This window comes from Mycobacterium yunnanensis (assembly GCF_025823185.1).
Lineage (GTDB): Bacteria > Actinomycetota > Actinomycetes > Mycobacteriales > Mycobacteriaceae > Mycobacterium > Mycobacterium yunnanensis.
In genome coordinates, this window is the sequence record NZ_JACKVK010000001.1 from 379,206 (window position 1) to 394,798 (window position 15,593).

Sequence of the window (15,593 nt, forward strand, 5' to 3'; positions counted from 1 at the left end):
TCACGATTGGTATCCAAGCGTCTTGGCGGCCAATCCGGTGAGGATTTCGGTGGTGCCACCGCCGATGCCGAGGATGCGCATGTCGCGGTACTGCCGTTCGATCTCGGACTCGGCCATGTAACCCATGCCGCCGAACAGCTGGACACCCGCGTTGGCCACCCATTCGCCTGCCTCGACGGCGGTGTTCTTGGCGTGGCACACCTCGGTGATCAGGTTGGTGGCGCCGTCCAGCTGCCGCTCGACCACGTGCCGTGTGTACACCCGCGCCACGTCGACCCTGCGCGCCATCTCGGCCAGCGTGTTCTGCACCGACTGACGTGAAATTAGCGGGCGGCCAAAGGTTTCGCGGTCTCGGCACCACTGGACGGTCAGGTCCAGGCAGCGTTGCGCGCTGGAGTAGGCCTGGGCGGCCAGGCCGACGCGCTCGGAGACGAACGCACCGGCGATCTGCAGGAAACCGGTGTTCTCGACACCGACGAGGTTGGCCACCGGTACCCGGACGTCGGTGTAGGACAGTTCGGCCGTGTCCGAGGAGCGCCACCCCATCTTCTCCAGCTTGCGGCTGACCTCGAAGCCCGGAGTGCCCTTGTCGACGACGATGAGCGACACCCCGCCGGCTCCCGGTCCACCGGTCCGCGCGGCGGTGACGACGTAGTCCGCCCGCACGCCGGAGGTGATGTAGGTCTTGGCGCCGTTGATGACGTACTCGTCGCCCTCCCGCACCGCCCTGGTCGTGAGGTGACCCACGTCCGAGCCACCGCCGGGTTCGGTGATCGCCAGCGAGCCGATCTTCTCCCCGCGCAGCGTGGGCCGCACGTAGGTGTCGATCAGGCGCTGGTCACCCGAGGCCACCATGTGCGGCACGGCGATCCCGCACGTGAAGAGCGAGGCGAACACGCCGCCGGGCACGCCCGCCTGGTGCAGCTCCTCGCAGATGACGACCGCGTCGGCGCCGTCGCCGCCCTCACCGCCGACCGACTCGGGCAGGCTGGCACCGAGCAGACCCGCCTCGCCGGCCTTGAGATGGAGTTCGCGCGGAATGTCACCGGTGCGCTCCCACTCGGCGGCATGGGGCAAGATCTCGCGTTCGGCGAACGCCCGCACCGTCTTTCGGAGCTGATCGCGTTCGGGGGTGGTCCAGGTGTTCACGACTGAAAGTCCTCCGGTAGGTCGACGTGGCGGGAGCGCAACCATTCGCCGAGACCCTTGGCCTGGGGGTCGAAGCGGGCTTGGTGGGCCACGCCCTTGCCGAGGATGCCCTCGATGACGAAGTTGACGGCACGCAGGTTGGGTAGCAGGTAACGGGTGACCGGCAAGTTCTTCGTCTCCGGCAGCAATTCGCGCAGGGCGTCGACCGTCAGGGTGTGGGCGAGCCAACTCCACTGCTCCGGGTTCCGCACCCAGACCCCGACGTTGGCGCCGCCGCCCTTGTCCCCACTCCGCGCGCCGGCCACGTCGCCGAGCGGTGCCCGACGGGTCGGGCCAGGCGCTGGCGACGGTGGCATCGGGGCCGGGGCGACGGGTTCGAGGACCTTCGTCGGCGACGCCGAGGGAATCGACGTGCGGGTGCCGTCGGCGTGCACCGCAACGTGGGGGACGGCGGTGGCGTCCACGTACCCCGCGGTGAAGACGCCGTAGACCTGGCCGTCGCCGGGCGGTGCCGTCGTGGTGAAACCAGGGTAGCTGGCGAGCGCCAATTCGACTGCCGACGAGGAGAATTGGCGCCCCACGACCTTCGGATCGGTGTCGCGGACCACGCACCGCAGCAGCGCGCTGGCAGCCTCCTCGGTGTCGGCGTCGGGATGGTCGGTGCGGGCCAGCGTCCATTCCAGCTCGGCCGGTCGCACCGCCAGGCCGGCCTCCAGTTGACGCTGCACCAGGTCGGCCTTGGCCTCGACGTCGAGACCGGTCAGCACGAACGTCATCGCGTTGCGGAACCCGCCGACGGCGTTGAGGGACACCTTCAGGGTGGGCGGCGGCTCCTCGCCGCGGGCGCCGGCGATCCGGACGCGGTCGGGCCCGTCCTGGCTCAACCGGAGGCTGTCCAGCCGAAGGGTGACGTCGGGATTGGCGTAACGCTCGCCGCCGATCTCGTAGAGCAGCTGGGCGGTGACGGTGTCGACGCTGACCAGGCCTCCTGTACCGGGGTGCTTGGTGATCACGGACGATCCGTCGGCGTCGATCTCGGCGATCGGGAAACCGGGGTGCACGAGGTCGGGCACGTCGCCGAAGAAGGCGAAGTTTCCGCCGGTGGCCTGCGTGCCGCATTCGATGACGTGCCCGGCGGCGACGGCCCCGGCGAGGGCGTCGTAGTCGGTTCGAGTCCAGCCGAAGTGGGCGGCCGCCGGACCGACGATCACCGACGCGTCGGTGACGCGGCCGGTGACGACGACGTCGGCGCCGCCCGCGAGGCACTCGACGATGCCCCAGGCGCCCAGGTAGGCGTTGGCGGCGAGCACGTCGTCGGCGAAGCCGAATTCGGCGCGCCGGGCGACGAGGTCGTCACCCTCGACGTGCGCGACGGCGACCTCGAGGCCGAGTCGTTCGGCCAGCGCCCGGACGGCGGCGGCCAGGCCGGCGGGATTTAGCCCGCCGGCGTTGGCGACGATCTTCGTGCCGGTGTCCAGTGCGGTTCCCAGTGACTCCTCGAGCTGGGTGAGGAACGTCTTGGCGTAGCCGCGCTCGGGGGACTTGGCGCGGTCGCGGGCCAGGATCAGCATCGTCAGCTCGGCGAGGTAGTCGCCGGTGAGGTAGTCGAGCTCGCCGCCGGTCACCATCTCGCGCATCGCAGCGTGGCGGTCGCCGTAGAAGCCCGAGCAATTCCCGATGCGCACCGGCCCGACGCTGCTGCCCTGCGGACGCACTCGAGCTCCCATCGTCGACCATCGTTCAACCAACCGGTAGGCCGGTAGGTTAGCCGGTACCACCGGTCCCACGTCAAGGGGCGCGACGGCGTTTTTGGAGGCTGGGTGGCTCTGCGGCTATTCTGAACTGCAATTGCCGACGCCTTGGCAGTAGTCGAGGCGAGTGCGGCGGTCTCGAAACGAAATCTCAAGAGGAGAAGTACCCCCATGGCTGTGCCGAAGCGGAGAATGTCGCGGTCGAACACCCGTAGTCGGCGGTCGCAGTGGAAGACCGAGGCCACCGGCCTGGTCAACGTCAACGTCGCAGGTCAGCTGCACAAGGTGCCGCGTCGCCTGCTCAAGGCCGCCCGCCTCGGCCTCATCGACCTCGACCGCCGCTGACCTTCTCGTCGCTCCTCTGACGGCGCGCCTCTCAGGCCTGTCTCAGACACGGGGTTGAAACTGTCGCTGTGCGCATACTCGTGGTTGACGACGATCGTGCTGTGCGCGAATCCCTGCGCCGGTCCCTCGCGTTCAACGGATATTCGGTCGACCTGGCGCAGGACGGCCTCGAAGCCCTGGACCTGATCGCCAGCGACCGGCCCGACGCGCTGGTGCTCGACGTCATGATGCCCCGACTCGACGGGCTCGAAGTGTGCCGGCAGCTCCGCAGCACCGGTGACGACCTGCCCATCCTGGTGCTCACCGCCCGCGATTCGGTGTCCGAGCGCGTCGCGGGCCTCGACGCCGGAGCCGACGACTACCTGCCCAAGCCGTTCGCCCTGGAAGAACTGCTGGCCCGGATGCGGGCCCTGCTGCGGCGACGCGTCCTTCCCGACGACGGCGACTCCGCGGCCCTGACGTTCTCCGACCTCAGCCTCGACCCGGTGACGCGGGAAGTGACCCGCGGTGAGCGCCAGATCAGCCTGACCAGGACCGAGTTCTCCCTGCTCGAGATGCTGATCGCCAACCCGCGTCGGGTTCTGACCCGCAGCCGCATCCTCGAAGAGGTGTGGGGCTTCGACTTCCCGACGTCCGGCAACGCCCTCGAGGTCTACGTCGGCTACCTGCGGCGCAAGACCGAGGCCGAGGGCGAGCCGCGCCTCATCCACACCGTGCGTGGCGTCGGCTACGTGCTGCGCGAGACCCCGCCGTGACGCCCTGATGGGTTCGGTCCGCTCGCCGTTCTGGTCGCGGTCCCGCGAACGACGCGCCCCCGACGTGCAGCCCTACGTCACGCACCGCGCCAGTTCGGTGTCGCTGCGCTGGCGCGTGATGCTGCTCGCGATGTCGATGGTGGCGATGGTGGTGGTCCTGATGGGCCTGGCCGTCTACGCGGTGGTGTCCCGCGCCCTCTACGACGACATCGACAACCAGCTGCAGATTCGCGCTCGGCTGCTCATCGAGAGCGGCCTGCTGGCCGTGGACCCGGGCAAGGCGATCGAGGGCACGGCCTACTCCGACGTCAACGCCATGTTCGTGATGCCGGGCCGGTCCATCTACACCGCGAACCAGGAGGGTCAGACGCTGCCCCTCGGTGACCCCGAGAAGGCCGTCATCCAGGGAAACCTGCGAATGTCGTTGCGCACCGTCAACTTTCAGCGCGTGCTGGCCGTCCACCTGCCCAGCGGCGATTCCCTGCTGATCTCGAAGAGCCTCGACCCGACCGGCAAGGTGATCAAACGCCTCGGCACCATCCTGCTGATCGTCGGCGGCTTGGGCATGGCCGTCGCCGCGATCGCCGGCGGCATGGTGGCCCGGACGGGGTTGCGCCCCGTGGCGCGACTGACCGACGCCGCCGAACGCGTGGCCCGAACCGACGACCTGAGACCCATCCCGGTGCACGGCAGCGACGAGTTGGCCCGCCTCACCGAGGCGTTCAACATGATGCTGCGAGCGCTGACCGAGTCGCGCGAGCGTCAGGCGCGGCTGGTCACCGACGCGGGCCACGAACTGCGCACCCCGCTGACGTCGCTGCGCACCAACGTCGAACTCCTGATGGCCTCGATGGCGCCCGGCGCGCCGAGCATCCCCGAGGAGGAGATGGCCGGGCTGCGCGCCGACGTGATCGCCCAGATCGAGGAACTGTCGACCCTCGTCGGCGACCTGGTGGACCTGAGCCGGGAGGATGCGGGCGTCACCATCCACGAACCGGTCGACCTCGCCGACGTCGTCGACCGCAGCCTTGAACGAGTTCGTCGGCGGCGCAACGACATCGACTTCGACGTCCACACCGTCCGGTGGCAGGTCTACGGCGACGAGGCCACCTTGTCCCGGGCCGTGCTCAACCTTCTCGACAATGCCGCGAAGTGGAGCCCGCCCGGTGGCCGGGTCGGCGTGCGGCTTGCGCAGGTCGACCCGAACTACGCCGAGCTGGTGGTGTCCGACCAGGGGCCCGGCATTCCGCCGAGTGAACGCGAGCTGGTGTTCGAGCGCTTCTACCGGTCCACCTCGGCGCGGTCGATGTCCGGCTCGGGCCTTGGCTTGGCGATCGTCAAACAGGTCGTCGTGAAACACGGTGGGACGCTTCGCATCGACTACGCGACGCCTCAGGCCGATCCGCCCGGGACGTCGATCTTCGTCCTCCTTCCTGGCAGACCGCTGGTCGACGGTGCAGTCGCGGTCGGCGCGACACGCGAGGTCGGTGCGTTGGACGGCGTGGCCGGTAGCGCCGAGAATGGGTGACCGGGGCACCGGAAGTTCTGGGCAAGTCCCGAAAGATCTCTAAGTGGATTCTCAGCCCAGGGGGGCACTGTCAGAGGACATCTTTCGTTACCACGACAGACCGCTGACGTACACGACTCGAAAGAAGAGCCAACAGCCGCAATGACGAACCATCCGAGGTACTCGCCGCCACCGCAGCCCGGTCAACACACCGGTGCGCACGAGGCCGCGGCGCCGGGCTACCCCGGCCAGCATCGCAGCGGTGCCTACCCGCAGCAGTCCTATGACTGGCGCTACGCGACGCAACCCCCGCAGGGTTCGCCCGCCTCGCACGCCTATCGCGGGCCGCACGATCCGTACCGCGGCGACCCCACCCGGATGATGCCCGCCCCACCGACGTCGCCCCGCAACCGCTCCCGGGCCGGCCGGCTGACGGTGGGCGCGTTGGCGATCGCGGTCGTCTCGGCGGGCATCGGCGGCGGCGTCGCGACCCTGGTGCAACCCGGTCGGCCGTCGTGGAGTTCGACGTCCTCGGGTGCGACGCCCGGCGTGCCGGCGGCGAGCCTGCCGGCTGGATCGGTCGAGCAGGTCGCGGCCAAGGTCGTGCCCAGCGTGGTGAAACTCGAGACCGACATGGGCAGGCAGTCCGAGGAGGGGTCGGGCATCATCCTGTCCTCCGACGGCCTCATCCTGACCAACAACCACGTCGTGGCCGCCGCCAACGGTGGTCCCGGAGTCCCGGCGGGCGGCGTCCAGACCAAGGTGACCTTCGCCAACGGAGCGACGACGACGTTCAAGGTCGTCGGCACGGATCCCAGCAGCGACATCGCGGTCGTGCAGGCCGTCGGGGCCAGCGGACTCGCCCCGATCACGCTGGGCTCGTCGGGCAACCTGCGCGTCGGCCAGGACGTCGTCGCAATCGGGTCGCCGCTCGGCCTCGAGGGCACCGTGACCACCGGCATCGTCAGCGCGCTGAACCGCCCCGTGGCCGCCGGTGGCGACGCCCAGAACCAGAACACCGTGCTCGACGCCATCCAGACCGACGCGGCGATCAACCCCGGCAACTCCGGCGGCGCGCTGGTGAACATGAACGGCGAGCTGGTGGGCGTGAACTCCGCCATCGCCACGCTCGGCGGCGACTCGGGTCAATCGCAGAGCGGCTCGATCGGCCTTGGGTTCGCGATCCCGGTCGACCAGGCCAAGCGGATCGCCGACGAGCTGATTCAGAGCGGCACCGCATCGCATGCCTCACTCGGCGTTCAGGTGGGCAACGACGCAAGCGTGGACGGCGCCAAGATCGTCGACGTGACGGCAGGCGGCGCCGCCTCGGCGGCGGGCATGCCGGCCGGGGTGGTGGTCACCAAGGTCGACGACCGGGTCATCGGCAGCGCCGACGCGTTGGTCGCGGCGGTACGGTCGCGGGCCCCCGGTGACAAGGTGACGCTGACCTACCTCGACGCCTCGGGTAAGCCGCAGACCGTGTCCGTCACCCTGGGCAAGGCGCAGCAGTGACGGTCGCGCCGGGTCGCCCGGAGCTCAGGATCGCTTCGCCCGCGTCGGCGGCGGGATATACGGTTGCCTTCATGGAACAGCCTGGTGAGTTGGTGGGTCGCGCACTCGTCGTCGTCGTCGACGACCGGACCGCGCACGGAGATGAAGAGGACCACAGTGGTCCGGTAGTCACCGAGCTGCTGGGTGAGGCGGGGTTCGTCGTCGACGGGGTCGTCGTGGTGTCCGCCGACGAGATCGAGATTCGCAACGCTCTCAACACCGCCGTCATCGGCGGCGTGGACCTCGTCGTGTCGGTGGGAGGCACCGGGGTCACGCCCCGCGACGTCACGCCGGAGGCCACCCGGACGATCCTCGATCGCGAGCTGCTCGGCATCTCCGAGGCCCTCCGTGCCTCCGGGCTGTCGGCGGGGCTGGTCGACGCGGGCGTCTCGCGCGGCTTGGCGGGTATTTCGGGGAGCACCCTGGTCGTCAACATCGCGGGTTCGCGCGGTGCCGTCCGGGACGGCATGGCGACGCTGGGACCGCTTGCCGTCCAGATCATCGGCCAGCTGTCCAGCCTCGAGATCTAGGCTTCGTGGCGTCTCCGTCGCCCACCGATCCCCGCGAGCTCCGCTCGGCGGGGCGGTTGGCGTATGAGGGTGCGGCACATAGTCATCCCGGTTTGGCGCTGCGGAGATGTGAGCGGTCACGAGCGACGAAATGTGATGTTCATCACAATGGAGCGTCGACGTGACCGAGAATTCACAGCCGCGACGCCTGGCAGTTAACAAGATTTTTGGTGAAAGCCTTCCCGAGACCACCAAGGACGAGTGGGATGACGAGGCCACCGACCGTGGTCGCGAGCGCGACGACTGGCTGAGGGACAACGTCCCTCCCCACCACGGCTGAGCTGCGGTTTCCTTCCTCTTTCGGGCGTCCGACGAGGCGCGCGAACGCCGCTGAAATCCCGTCCCGACCGGGGCCGAAATCCGACGCGAGGCGCCGTACCGGAGTGCTCGCACGGACCGAATTCTCGCGCCGGTAGATGAAGCAAACATTGCCGGGCACAAACCGCGCCCACTGTTGAGCACCCGTACGCGTTGCCGGGCGGAGGCCCCGCCGTTATGTTTCTCGTCGTCTAACGATGAGCTTTACGTAAGAACCGAATGTGGAATTTCTAATTTCCTCCACATCAAGCTCTTGCGAGGTGTCAGGCTTAGCCGTAGAGCCGGGCACTCACAGGAACACGGACCGCAAGGTCCGTCACGACAGCTAGGGAGATCATGAAGGCAATCAGTCGGGTGCTGGTCGCACTGGTAGCAGCGTTTGCGGCGCTCCTCACCAGCACGGGCACCTCTCACGCAGGCCTGGACAACGAGCTGAGCCTGGTCGACGGCCAGGACCGGACGCTGACGGTTCAGCAGTGGGACACCTTCCTCAACGGTGTCTTCCCGCTCGACCGCAACCGCCTCACCCGCGAGTGGTTCCACTCGGGCCGCGCAAAGTTCATCGTCGCCGGCCCCGGTGCCGACGAGTTCGAGGGCACGCTGGAGCTCGGCTACCAGATCGGCTTCCCGTGGTCGCTGGGCGTTGGCATCAACTTCAGCTACACCACCCCGAACATCCTGCTCGACGACGCGACGCCGGCGAACCCGCTGCAGGTCATCACCCCGAACCTGTTCCCGGGTGTGTCCATCAGCGCCGACCTCGGCAACGGCCCCGGCATCCAGGAAGTCGCGACCTTCTCGGTCGACGTCAAGGGTGCCTCCGGTGGGGTCGCGGTCTCGAACGCTCACGGAACGGTCACCGGCGCTGCCGGCGGCGTGCTCCTGCGTCCGTTCGCACGGCTCATCGCCTCGACGGGTGACAGCGTCACCACGTACGGCGAACCGTGGAACATGAACTAACTCCCTAGTTCACACGAAAACAGCCCCCGGCCATCGGCCGGGGGCTGTCTTCGTATGTGCGCTACCGGTCGGCGCTGGTGTGCTTCGCCGTGTCGGGGCTTGGGCCGGTGCCGGGGCCGGTGACCGTCTCGGCGCTCGCACCGTCCTTGAGGAGGTTGCGGATTTCGGTGAGCAGGCTGAGTTCGGTGTCGCCAGCCTGCTCGACCTCGCCCTTCTTCCGGAGCCGGTTGTACGGGACCACCACCAGGAAGTAGACGACAGCGGCAACCAGGACGAAGTTGATGGCCGCGGAGATCAGCACGTTCAGATCGATGAACTGACCACCGCCGATGTTGATCTTCAGGACACCGACGTCGGTGCTGCTGGCGCCGATCCGGCTGGTCAGCGGAGTGATGATGCTGTCGGTGAAGGTCTTCACCAGGGCGGTGAACGCCGTGCCGATGACCACCGCGACCGACAGGTCGACGATGTTGCCGCGGGAGAGAAACTCCTTGAATCCCTTGAGCACGCGGATTCCTCCTCAGTTGGTGGTCAGGCCGTGCGCCGTGACCCGTGCGGCAACGCTAGCCCGAAGGTCCGAATTCAGTGGAACGTGAGGGTTATCGCCTGAGAGAGGGACGCGCCGGCGACGTCGTTGGCTTCGCGCGCCGGCAGGGCGAGCAGGACCACGCCGTCGCGGCTGCGGTCCTTGGCTGGGGTCGAGACCAAGACCACGACGGCGTCGGCGGCCACCACGCGGGAACGTTCCTCGGATCCGTCGGCCGACTCCGAGACCGCCAGCACGTCGACCACGTCGCCGGTGCGCACCACGTCGAGGAGCGCGGCGTCCGTCGGGTGCACGGGCACGATGCGCGCGTCCGGACCCGCGGCGGCCTCGGCCAGGCGCGAATTCATCACCCGGACGTCGGTCAGCACCTCGCCGCGACGTGCCGGACCGGCCAGCGTGGCGCCGATCAGATCGGCGCTGCGGACGGTCGCACCGTCCGGAATGGCCGTCACCGCACGGGATTCCACGCGCAGGTCGGCGGCCATCAACTCGACTCCGGGGGCAAGGTCGCGCGCCGCGACCACGACGTCGGCGCGGCCGTGCGACGGGTCGGGGCGCAACGCGGCCACGGCAGCCAAGACGACGAGCGCCGCGGCGGTCACGCGGCGAGCCATGAGCGTGCGCGTCCAGTCGGGGCGCAGTGCGTGCAGGCGCGACGTCAGCGACGGATTGAGTGATTGCCCCATGCGGCCACGCTAGATAGCCCGGCGGGGATGTGGCAGGGGGTGAGCCGCGCCCTGTGGATAACTACGAGCTGGAGGCAGCGGGCGTCGACGCGGGCTTGCTCGCCGACGAGGTGGAGCTGGACTTGTCCGAGCTGGACGACTTCTCCGACGACGACTTCTCGGCAGGCTTGTCGGACGACTTCTCCGCCGACCCCGACGATTCGCCACCGCCACTGGAGCCGTTGATGGTGCTCTTCGAGGTGTCGCGGCTGTCGTTGCGGTAGAAGCCGCTGCCCTTGAACACGACGCCCACCGAGCCGAACAGCTTGCGCAGCCGGCCCGAGCACTCGGGGCACGTGGTCAGCGCGTCATCTGTGAATGCCTGCACCGCGTCGAAACGGTTGTCGCACTCGGTACAAGCGTACGAATAGGTGGGCACCAAAACCTCCGGAACAATGAACAAATCCTTTAGCACTCTAGCTGCTCAAGTGCTAGAACCGCTACGTGGCTCCCGCCATTCCCGCGGCCATCGCGGCTCCTCAACCGAGTTCGACGAGCCCGTTGCCGGGGGTCAGCGCGTGGGTCATCGGGACGTCGTGGGGGTCGGCCGGAAGCGCCTGAACCAGTTCGTCGTCGCGGACCATCGCCACCAGTCGCGTCGTCGGACCGGCCATGGCCAGGGTCCGGTCGTAGAATCCGGCACCCCTGCCAAGACGGTTGCCGATGCGGTCGACGGCCAACGCCGGAATCACGACCGTCGACGCTGAGGCGACGGTCTCCGCGGGCAGGTGCGGTGCGGGTGGCTCGCGAAGACCGAAGCGAGCGGCCACCAGATCACCGCGGTACTCACCCCAGCTCAGAGGCAGGGGGTGCCCCGCCTCGTCCACGCGTGCCACCGGCAGCAGCACCCGGGCACCCCCGTCGACCAGGTCGTCGAGCATGGCGACCGAGCCAGGCTCGGAACCGACGGGGACGTAGGCACACACCGTGTCGCCCGCTCCGGCCAGGCCGGCCAGGTGTCGGCGCAGGTGGTCGGCCTCGGCGCGCCGCACCGCGTCGGGGACGGCGCGGCGGGCGGAGAGGATCGCGGCGCGCATCTGGGTCTTCGTCGGTGCCACGACTTCACCATGTCACGTCACACGGTGAGGGCTCAGCAGGTTCTCAGCGGCCGATGACGTTAGGGTGTGAACGATGACGACACGCGCTGTGGTGCCGATTCCTCGCACCGCGATCGTTCCGGCCGCTGGGTTGGGCACACGCTTCCTACCTGCGACGAAGACGGTGCCGAAGGAACTGCTGCCCGTCGTCGACACCCCCGGCATCGAGCTGGTCGCCGCCGAGGCCGCCGAGGCGGGCGCCGAACGCCTCATCATCGTCACCTCCGCGGGCAAGGACGGCGTCGTCGCGCACTTCGTCGAGGACCTCATCCTCGAGGGCACGCTGGAGGCCCGAGGCAAGACGGTGATGTTGGAGAAGGTGCGCCGAGCGCCTGGCCTCATCAAGGTCGAGTCCGTGGTGCAGGCCGAACCGTTGGGCCTGGGGCACGCCGTCAGCTGCGTCGAACCGAGCCTGGACGACGACGAGGACGCCGTGGCAGTGCTGTTGCCCGACGACCTCGTGTTGCCGACCGGTGTCCTGGAGACCATGTCCAAGGTGCGCGCCAAGCGCGGGGGATCGGTGCTGTGCGCCATCGAGGTGCCCGCTGACGACATCAGTGCCTACGGCGTGTTCGACGTCGAGGTGGTCCCGGACGCCGTGAACCCGAATGTGTTGCGCGTCAAGGGCATGGTGGAGAAGCCGAAGAAGGAGGACGCGCCGTCGCTGTACGCCGCGGCTGGCCGGTACGTGCTGGACCGGGCCATCTTCGACGCGTTGCGACGGGTGCCCCGCGGCGTTGGCGGCGAGATCCAGCTGACCGACGCGATCGCGCTGCTCATCGACGAGGGGCACCCCGTTCACGTGGTGGTGCACCGCGGTTCTCGACACGACCTGGGAAATCCCGGCGGCTACCTCAAGGCTGCGGTTGACTTTGCATTGGAGCGCGACGACTACGGACCGGAGCTGCGGCGCTGGTTGGTCGAGCGTTTGGGCCTCAACGCCAACTGACGTGCGCGTGGGCTCCATGACTGGAGAAAGGCGCACGAGTGCGTTCGGTGGAGGAGCAGCAGGCGAAGGTGGCTGCCGCGGCGGTAGCACCCAGACCCGTTCGGGTGGCCATCGCGGAGGCCCAGGGTTTGATGTGCGCCGAGGAGGTCGTCACCGAACGCCCCCTTCCTGGCTTCGATCAGGCCGCGATCGACGGATACGCGGTACGCAGCGTCGACGTGCTCGGCGTCGAGGCGGGCGGTGACGGCGAGGACGGTGACCGGGAGGTCAGCCTTCCGGTGATGGGCCTGATCGAGGCCGGTGCCAAGACCCCGAGCCGCCTTCAGCCGCGTCAGGCCGCGCGCGTGCAGACCGGTGCGCCCATGCCGACCCTCGCCGACGCCGTCCTGCCGTTGCGTTGGACCGACGGCGGCGATTCGCGGGTGCGGGTGCTGCGCGGGGTGCGATCGGGCGCCTACGTGCGCCGCACTGGTGACGACGTCCAACCCGGCGACGTTGCCGTGCGATCGGGCACCATCATCGGGGCGGCGCAGGTCGGGCTGCTGGCCGCGGTGGGACGCGAGCGGGTGCTGGTGCATCCGCGTCCGCGGCTGTCGGTCATGAGCGTCGGCGGGGAACTGGTCGACGTCTCGCGCAACCCGGGCAACGGCCAGGTCTACGACGTCAACTCCTATGCGCTGGCCGCGGCGGGGCGTGACGCGGGGGCCGAGGTGAACCGTGTCGGAATCGTCGACACGGAGTCCAAGACGCTGCGCGACGTGGTGGAAGGTCAGATCAACCGGGCCGAGGTGTTGGTGATCGCCGGTGCCGTCGGAGGGACCGCGGCCGAGAGCGTGCGGGCGGTGCTCTCGGAGCTCGGAGAGATGGAGGTCTCGCGCATCGCGATGCACCCCGGCTCCGTTCAGGGTTTTGGTCAGCTGGGCCGCGACGGCGTGCCGGTGTTCCTGTTGCCGGCCAATCCGGTGAGCGCACTGGTGGTCTTCGAGGTGATGGTGCGGCCGCTGATTCGCATGTCGTTGGGCAAGCGGCAGCCGTTGCGGCGCGTCGTGCAGGCGCGCACCCTGTCGCCGATCACATCGGTGGCCGGACGCAAGGGCTACCTGCGTGGGCAGCTGATGCGGGACCAGGACACCGGCGAGTACCTGGTGCAGGCGCTCGGCGGCGCGCCGGGTGCGTCGTCGCATCTGCTGGCGACGTTGGCCGAGGCGAACTGCCTGGTGGTGGTGCCCAGTGAGGCCGAGGAGGTCCGTACCGGCGAGATCGTGGACGTGGCGTTCCTGGCGCAACGCGGCTGACGCAGCCGATCATGAACCTGTGGCGGTCGTCGTCGATGCACCCGGGGTGGCCGCAGTCGGTCGGTCCGCTGCGGGTGCCCGCGGGTCTGGTGCGGCTGCGTCCGATTCGGCTGCGCGACGGGGCGGTGTGGAGCCGGATCCGGCTGGCCGATCGGGCGCACCTCGAGCCGTGGGAGCCCGTTGCCGAGGTGGATTGGGAAGCGCGACATAGCATTTCGTCGTGGCCGTCGATCTGTTCCGGACTGCGCGCGGAGGCCAGGAAGGGGCGGATGCTGCCGTACGCCATCGAGCTGGACGGTGAGTTGTGCGGCCAGCTGACGATCGGCAACGTCACCCACGGTGCGCTGCGCTCGGCGTGGATCGGGTACTGGGTGGCCAAGGCGCACAACGGCGGCGGGGTGGCGACGGCGGCGCTGGCGTTGGGCGTGGATCACGGCTTCGGGCCGGTGGGCCTGCACCGAATCGAGGCGACGGTGCGGCCGGAGAACGCCCCGAGCCGGGCGGTGCTGTCGAAGGCGAACTTCCGCGAGGAGGGCTTGCTCAAGCGTTATCTGGAGGTCGACGGCGGGTGGCGGGACCATCTGCTGGTGGCCATCACCATCGAGGAGCTGAACGGGTCGGCAACGTCGGCGTTGGTCCGCGCCGGACGGGCCAATTGGACCTAATTTGGGGCAGTTGTGGCTATTGGGACGAATGTGCTTGTCAGAGGCGAATTACAGGTGTGTAATTAGTCGCGGCGCGTCGTCCCCGGATGCGCTGGTCACGGACCTAACTCACGGGGAAAGGAGCCGGCGTCATGCCAAGCATCCCTCAGTCTCTTCTCTGGATCTCGCTCGTGGTGCTCTGGCTCTTCGTGTTGGTTCCCATGTTGATCAGCAAGCGGGACACCGTTCGGCGCACCAGCGACGTCGCACTGGCAACCCGTGTGCTGAACTCCGGCCACGGCGCGCGGCTGCTGCGACGCCGCAAACCGGCCGCCGGTCACCATAGCGACCCCGACTGGCGCCCCACCCACGACGACCTCGACGACGACTTCTACGACGACCGCGACTCCGAGGATGCGCCCCGCACCGCGGTCGTGGTGATGGCCGCGGCGAAGGTCGAAGCCGAGTCGGAGTACCTCGACGTCGACGTGGTGGAGGAGGACTCCGGCGCCCTGCCCATCGGTGTCTCGGCGCAGAAGACCGCCGTGCAGGAGCCCCAGCTGCCGTTGGAGTTCGCCGACGACACCGCGACGTTCTCGATCGACGACCTCCACGAGGTCGACGCCGCGGACGAGGCGCCCGCCGCTCGCGCCTCCGACGACGACACTGCCGCATCCGAGGAGATGACCGACGAGTTCGAAGCGGTGTCCGAGGACGACCCGAACCACGACTACGAGTACGTCGACGACTCCTCCGGTGTCGAGGCCGCCGAGGAGTCCGAACCGCACGGCGCGGAATCGAAGTCCCAGGAGCGCCGCCGCACCTACGAGACCAAGACCGCCGCGGCCGTCAGCGCGCGCAAGTACCGGTTCCGCAAGCGCATGCTGATGGCGATGTCGGTGCTGCTGCTGCTGAGCGCGGTCGCGGCCTTCGTGGTGTCGCCGACGTTCTGGTGGGTGTGCGGCACGGTCGGCGTCGTCACCGTGCTCTACCTCGCGTACTTGCGCCGTCAGACGCGCATCGAGGAGCAGGTGCGGCGTCGTCGCGCGCAGCGCATGATGCGCTCGCACCTGGGCGTGGAGAACACCAAGGACCAGGAATTCGACGTGGTGCCGGCGCGGTTGCGCAGGCCCGGTTCGGTCGTTCTGGAGATCGACGACGAGGACCCGATCTTCGAACACCTCGAGTACGCGAGCTTCGCGCGGGAGTACGACCTGCCGCGGGCCTCGGGTCAGTAGCGCCGATTTCTAGCAGGACACCGGCACTGGTAGCCTGCTAGCGGTACAAGGGGCTATAGCGCAGTTGGTAGCGCGTCTCGTTCGCATCGAGAAGGTCAGGGGTTCGATTCCCCTTAGCTCCACTCAGTTTCAGCAGGTCGGGACCGGTTTTCGGGGTTGATCGGTGTTCACGTCAACGCGTAGGTCAACAAAG

Annotated in this window: 17 protein-coding genes and 1 tRNA gene; 12 read left to right on the plus strand and 6 right to left on the minus strand. The window is 68.7% G+C overall.

Translation table 11 applies throughout. The features are described 5' to 3' along the window. Together H7K45_RS01960 and H7K45_RS01965 are read right to left on the minus strand one after the other, a co-directional pair. Positions 1 to 1,149 carry an acyl-CoA dehydrogenase family protein gene (locus tag H7K45_RS01960; RefSeq protein ID WP_263994038.1) on the minus strand — a complete coding sequence of 383 codons (1,149 nt, stop codon included), beginning with the start codon at positions 1,147 to 1,149 and terminating at the stop codon, positions 1 to 3. Then, positions 1,146 to 2,834, minus strand: coding sequence for an acyclic terpene utilization AtuA family protein (locus tag H7K45_RS01965; protein WP_263994246.1), 1,689 nt, complete (start codon positions 2,832 to 2,834; stop codon positions 1,146 to 1,148). The genes H7K45_RS01960 and H7K45_RS01965 overlap by 4 nt, the downstream gene beginning before the upstream one ends. Before the next feature lie 237 nt (positions 2,835 to 3,071). Between H7K45_RS01965 and rpmF the strand changes: the two genes are divergently transcribed. The 7 genes from rpmF to mspA all read left to right on the plus strand — a co-directional run bounded on the left by rpmF (position 3,072) and on the right by mspA (position 8,905). Next, positions 3,072 to 3,245 carry a 50S ribosomal protein L32 gene (rpmF, locus tag H7K45_RS01970; protein WP_149481706.1) on the plus strand — a complete coding sequence of 58 codons (174 nt, stop codon included), beginning with the start codon at positions 3,072 to 3,074 and terminating at the stop codon, positions 3,243 to 3,245. Between the two features lie 68 nt (positions 3,246 to 3,313). Then, the gene (locus tag H7K45_RS01975; protein ID WP_263994041.1) at positions 3,314 to 4,000 is read left to right on the plus strand and encodes a response regulator transcription factor; all 687 of its coding nucleotides are present in this window, start codon (positions 3,314 to 3,316) and stop codon (positions 3,998 to 4,000) included. Between the two features lie 7 nt (positions 4,001 to 4,007). Continuing rightward, the gene (locus H7K45_RS01980) at positions 4,008 to 5,528 is read left to right on the plus strand and encodes a HAMP domain-containing sensor histidine kinase (RefSeq protein ID WP_263994043.1); all 1,521 of its coding nucleotides are present in this window, start codon (positions 4,008 to 4,010) and stop codon (positions 5,526 to 5,528) included. Positions 5,529 to 5,669: 141 nt separating this feature from the next. Next, on the plus strand, positions 5,670 to 7,019 hold the full coding sequence (locus H7K45_RS01985; RefSeq protein ID WP_263994044.1) for a S1C family serine protease: 1,350 nt from the start codon (positions 5,670 to 5,672) through the stop codon (positions 7,017 to 7,019). A gap of 71 nt (positions 7,020 to 7,090) precedes the next feature. Continuing rightward, entirely contained in the window at positions 7,091 to 7,588 is a 498-nt protein-coding gene (locus H7K45_RS01990) for a MogA/MoaB family molybdenum cofactor biosynthesis protein (protein ID WP_263994045.1), read from the plus strand. A 160-nt stretch (positions 7,589 to 7,748) separates the two neighbouring features. After that, on the plus strand, positions 7,749 to 7,907 hold the full coding sequence (locus tag H7K45_RS01995) for a hypothetical protein (protein ID WP_263994047.1): 159 nt from the start codon (positions 7,749 to 7,751) through the stop codon (positions 7,905 to 7,907). Between the two features lie 374 nt (positions 7,908 to 8,281). Then, a complete protein-coding gene (gene mspA / locus H7K45_RS02000) occupies positions 8,282 to 8,905 on the plus strand; it encodes a porin MspA (protein ID WP_079925806.1) in 624 nt (207 codons plus the stop codon). A gap of 61 nt (positions 8,906 to 8,966) precedes the next feature. Here the strand turns inward: mspA and mscL are convergent, their stop codons facing one another. From mscL to H7K45_RS02020, 4 genes are all read right to left on the minus strand, one after another. Continuing rightward, positions 8,967 to 9,413 (minus strand): large-conductance mechanosensitive channel protein MscL, encoded by a 447-nt coding sequence (gene mscL / locus H7K45_RS02005; protein ID WP_263994051.1) that lies wholly within the window; start codon positions 9,411 to 9,413, stop codon positions 8,967 to 8,969. Positions 9,414 to 9,487: 74 nt separating this feature from the next. Continuing rightward, positions 9,488 to 10,138: an SAF domain-containing protein gene (locus H7K45_RS02010; protein WP_263994052.1), complete on the minus strand. Its 651-nt coding sequence runs from the start codon at positions 10,136 to 10,138 to the stop codon at positions 9,488 to 9,490. Positions 10,139 to 10,199: 61 nt separating this feature from the next. Beyond that, positions 10,200 to 10,556, minus strand: coding sequence for an FmdB family zinc ribbon protein (locus tag H7K45_RS02015; protein ID WP_263994053.1), 357 nt, complete (start codon positions 10,554 to 10,556; stop codon positions 10,200 to 10,202). A 100-nt stretch (positions 10,557 to 10,656) separates the two neighbouring features. Next, complete coding sequence (locus tag H7K45_RS02020; RefSeq protein ID WP_263994054.1) at positions 10,657 to 11,235, minus strand: 5-formyltetrahydrofolate cyclo-ligase; 579 nt, start codon at positions 11,233 to 11,235, stop codon at positions 10,657 to 10,659. A 73-nt stretch (positions 11,236 to 11,308) separates the two neighbouring features. Here H7K45_RS02020 and H7K45_RS02025 point away from each other — a divergent pair, with 73 nt between their 5' ends. The 5 genes from H7K45_RS02025 to H7K45_RS02045 all read left to right on the plus strand — a co-directional run bounded on the left by H7K45_RS02025 (position 11,309) and on the right by H7K45_RS02045 (position 15,522). Beyond that, positions 11,309 to 12,223 carry a UTP--glucose-1-phosphate uridylyltransferase gene (locus H7K45_RS02025; protein WP_263994056.1) on the plus strand — a complete coding sequence of 305 codons (915 nt, stop codon included), beginning with the start codon at positions 11,309 to 11,311 and terminating at the stop codon, positions 12,221 to 12,223. 38 nt (positions 12,224 to 12,261) lie between these two features. Beyond that, positions 12,262 to 13,518 (plus strand): molybdotransferase-like divisome protein Glp, encoded by a 1,257-nt coding sequence (gene glp, locus H7K45_RS02030; RefSeq protein WP_263994057.1) that lies wholly within the window; start codon positions 12,262 to 12,264, stop codon positions 13,516 to 13,518. 11 nt (positions 13,519 to 13,529) lie between these two features. After that, the gene (locus tag H7K45_RS02035; protein ID WP_263994060.1) at positions 13,530 to 14,183 is read left to right on the plus strand and encodes a GNAT family N-acetyltransferase; all 654 of its coding nucleotides are present in this window, start codon (positions 13,530 to 13,532) and stop codon (positions 14,181 to 14,183) included. Between the two features lie 131 nt (positions 14,184 to 14,314). Next, the gene (gene sepX, locus H7K45_RS02040; protein WP_263994062.1) at positions 14,315 to 15,400 is read left to right on the plus strand and encodes a divisome protein SepX/GlpR; all 1,086 of its coding nucleotides are present in this window, start codon (positions 14,315 to 14,317) and stop codon (positions 15,398 to 15,400) included. Positions 15,401 to 15,449: 49 nt separating this feature from the next. Beyond that, positions 15,450 to 15,522: transfer RNA gene (locus tag H7K45_RS02045), tRNA-Ala, on the plus strand. Positions 15,523 to 15,593 lie beyond the last annotated feature (71 nt).

What these genes read in the sequence shown, in the direction of transcription:
- rpmF (WP_149481706.1), top strand. Translation starts at nt 3,072, where the DNA reads ATGGCTGTGCCGAAGCGGAGAATGTCGCGGTCGAACACCCGTAGTCGG.
- H7K45_RS02025 (WP_263994056.1), top strand. Translation starts at nt 11,309, where the DNA reads ATGACGACACGCGCTGTGGTGCCGATTCCTCGCACCGCGATCGTTCCG.
- mspA (WP_079925806.1), top strand. Translation starts at nt 8,282, where the DNA reads ATGAAGGCAATCAGTCGGGTGCTGGTCGCACTGGTAGCAGCGTTTGCG.
- H7K45_RS02010 (WP_263994052.1), bottom strand. Translation starts at nt 10,138, where the DNA reads ATGGGGCAATCACTCAATCCGTCGCTGACGTCGCGCCTGCACGCACTG.
- sepX (WP_263994062.1), top strand. Translation starts at nt 14,315, where the DNA reads ATGCCAAGCATCCCTCAGTCTCTTCTCTGGATCTCGCTCGTGGTGCTC.
- H7K45_RS01990 (WP_263994045.1), top strand. Translation starts at nt 7,091, where the DNA reads ATGGAACAGCCTGGTGAGTTGGTGGGTCGCGCACTCGTCGTCGTCGTC.
- H7K45_RS01980 (WP_263994043.1), top strand. Translation starts at nt 4,008, where the DNA reads ATGGGTTCGGTCCGCTCGCCGTTCTGGTCGCGGTCCCGCGAACGACGC.
- H7K45_RS01985 (WP_263994044.1), top strand. Translation starts at nt 5,670, where the DNA reads ATGACGAACCATCCGAGGTACTCGCCGCCACCGCAGCCCGGTCAACAC.
- H7K45_RS02035 (WP_263994060.1), top strand. Translation starts at nt 13,530, where the DNA reads ATGAACCTGTGGCGGTCGTCGTCGATGCACCCGGGGTGGCCGCAGTCG.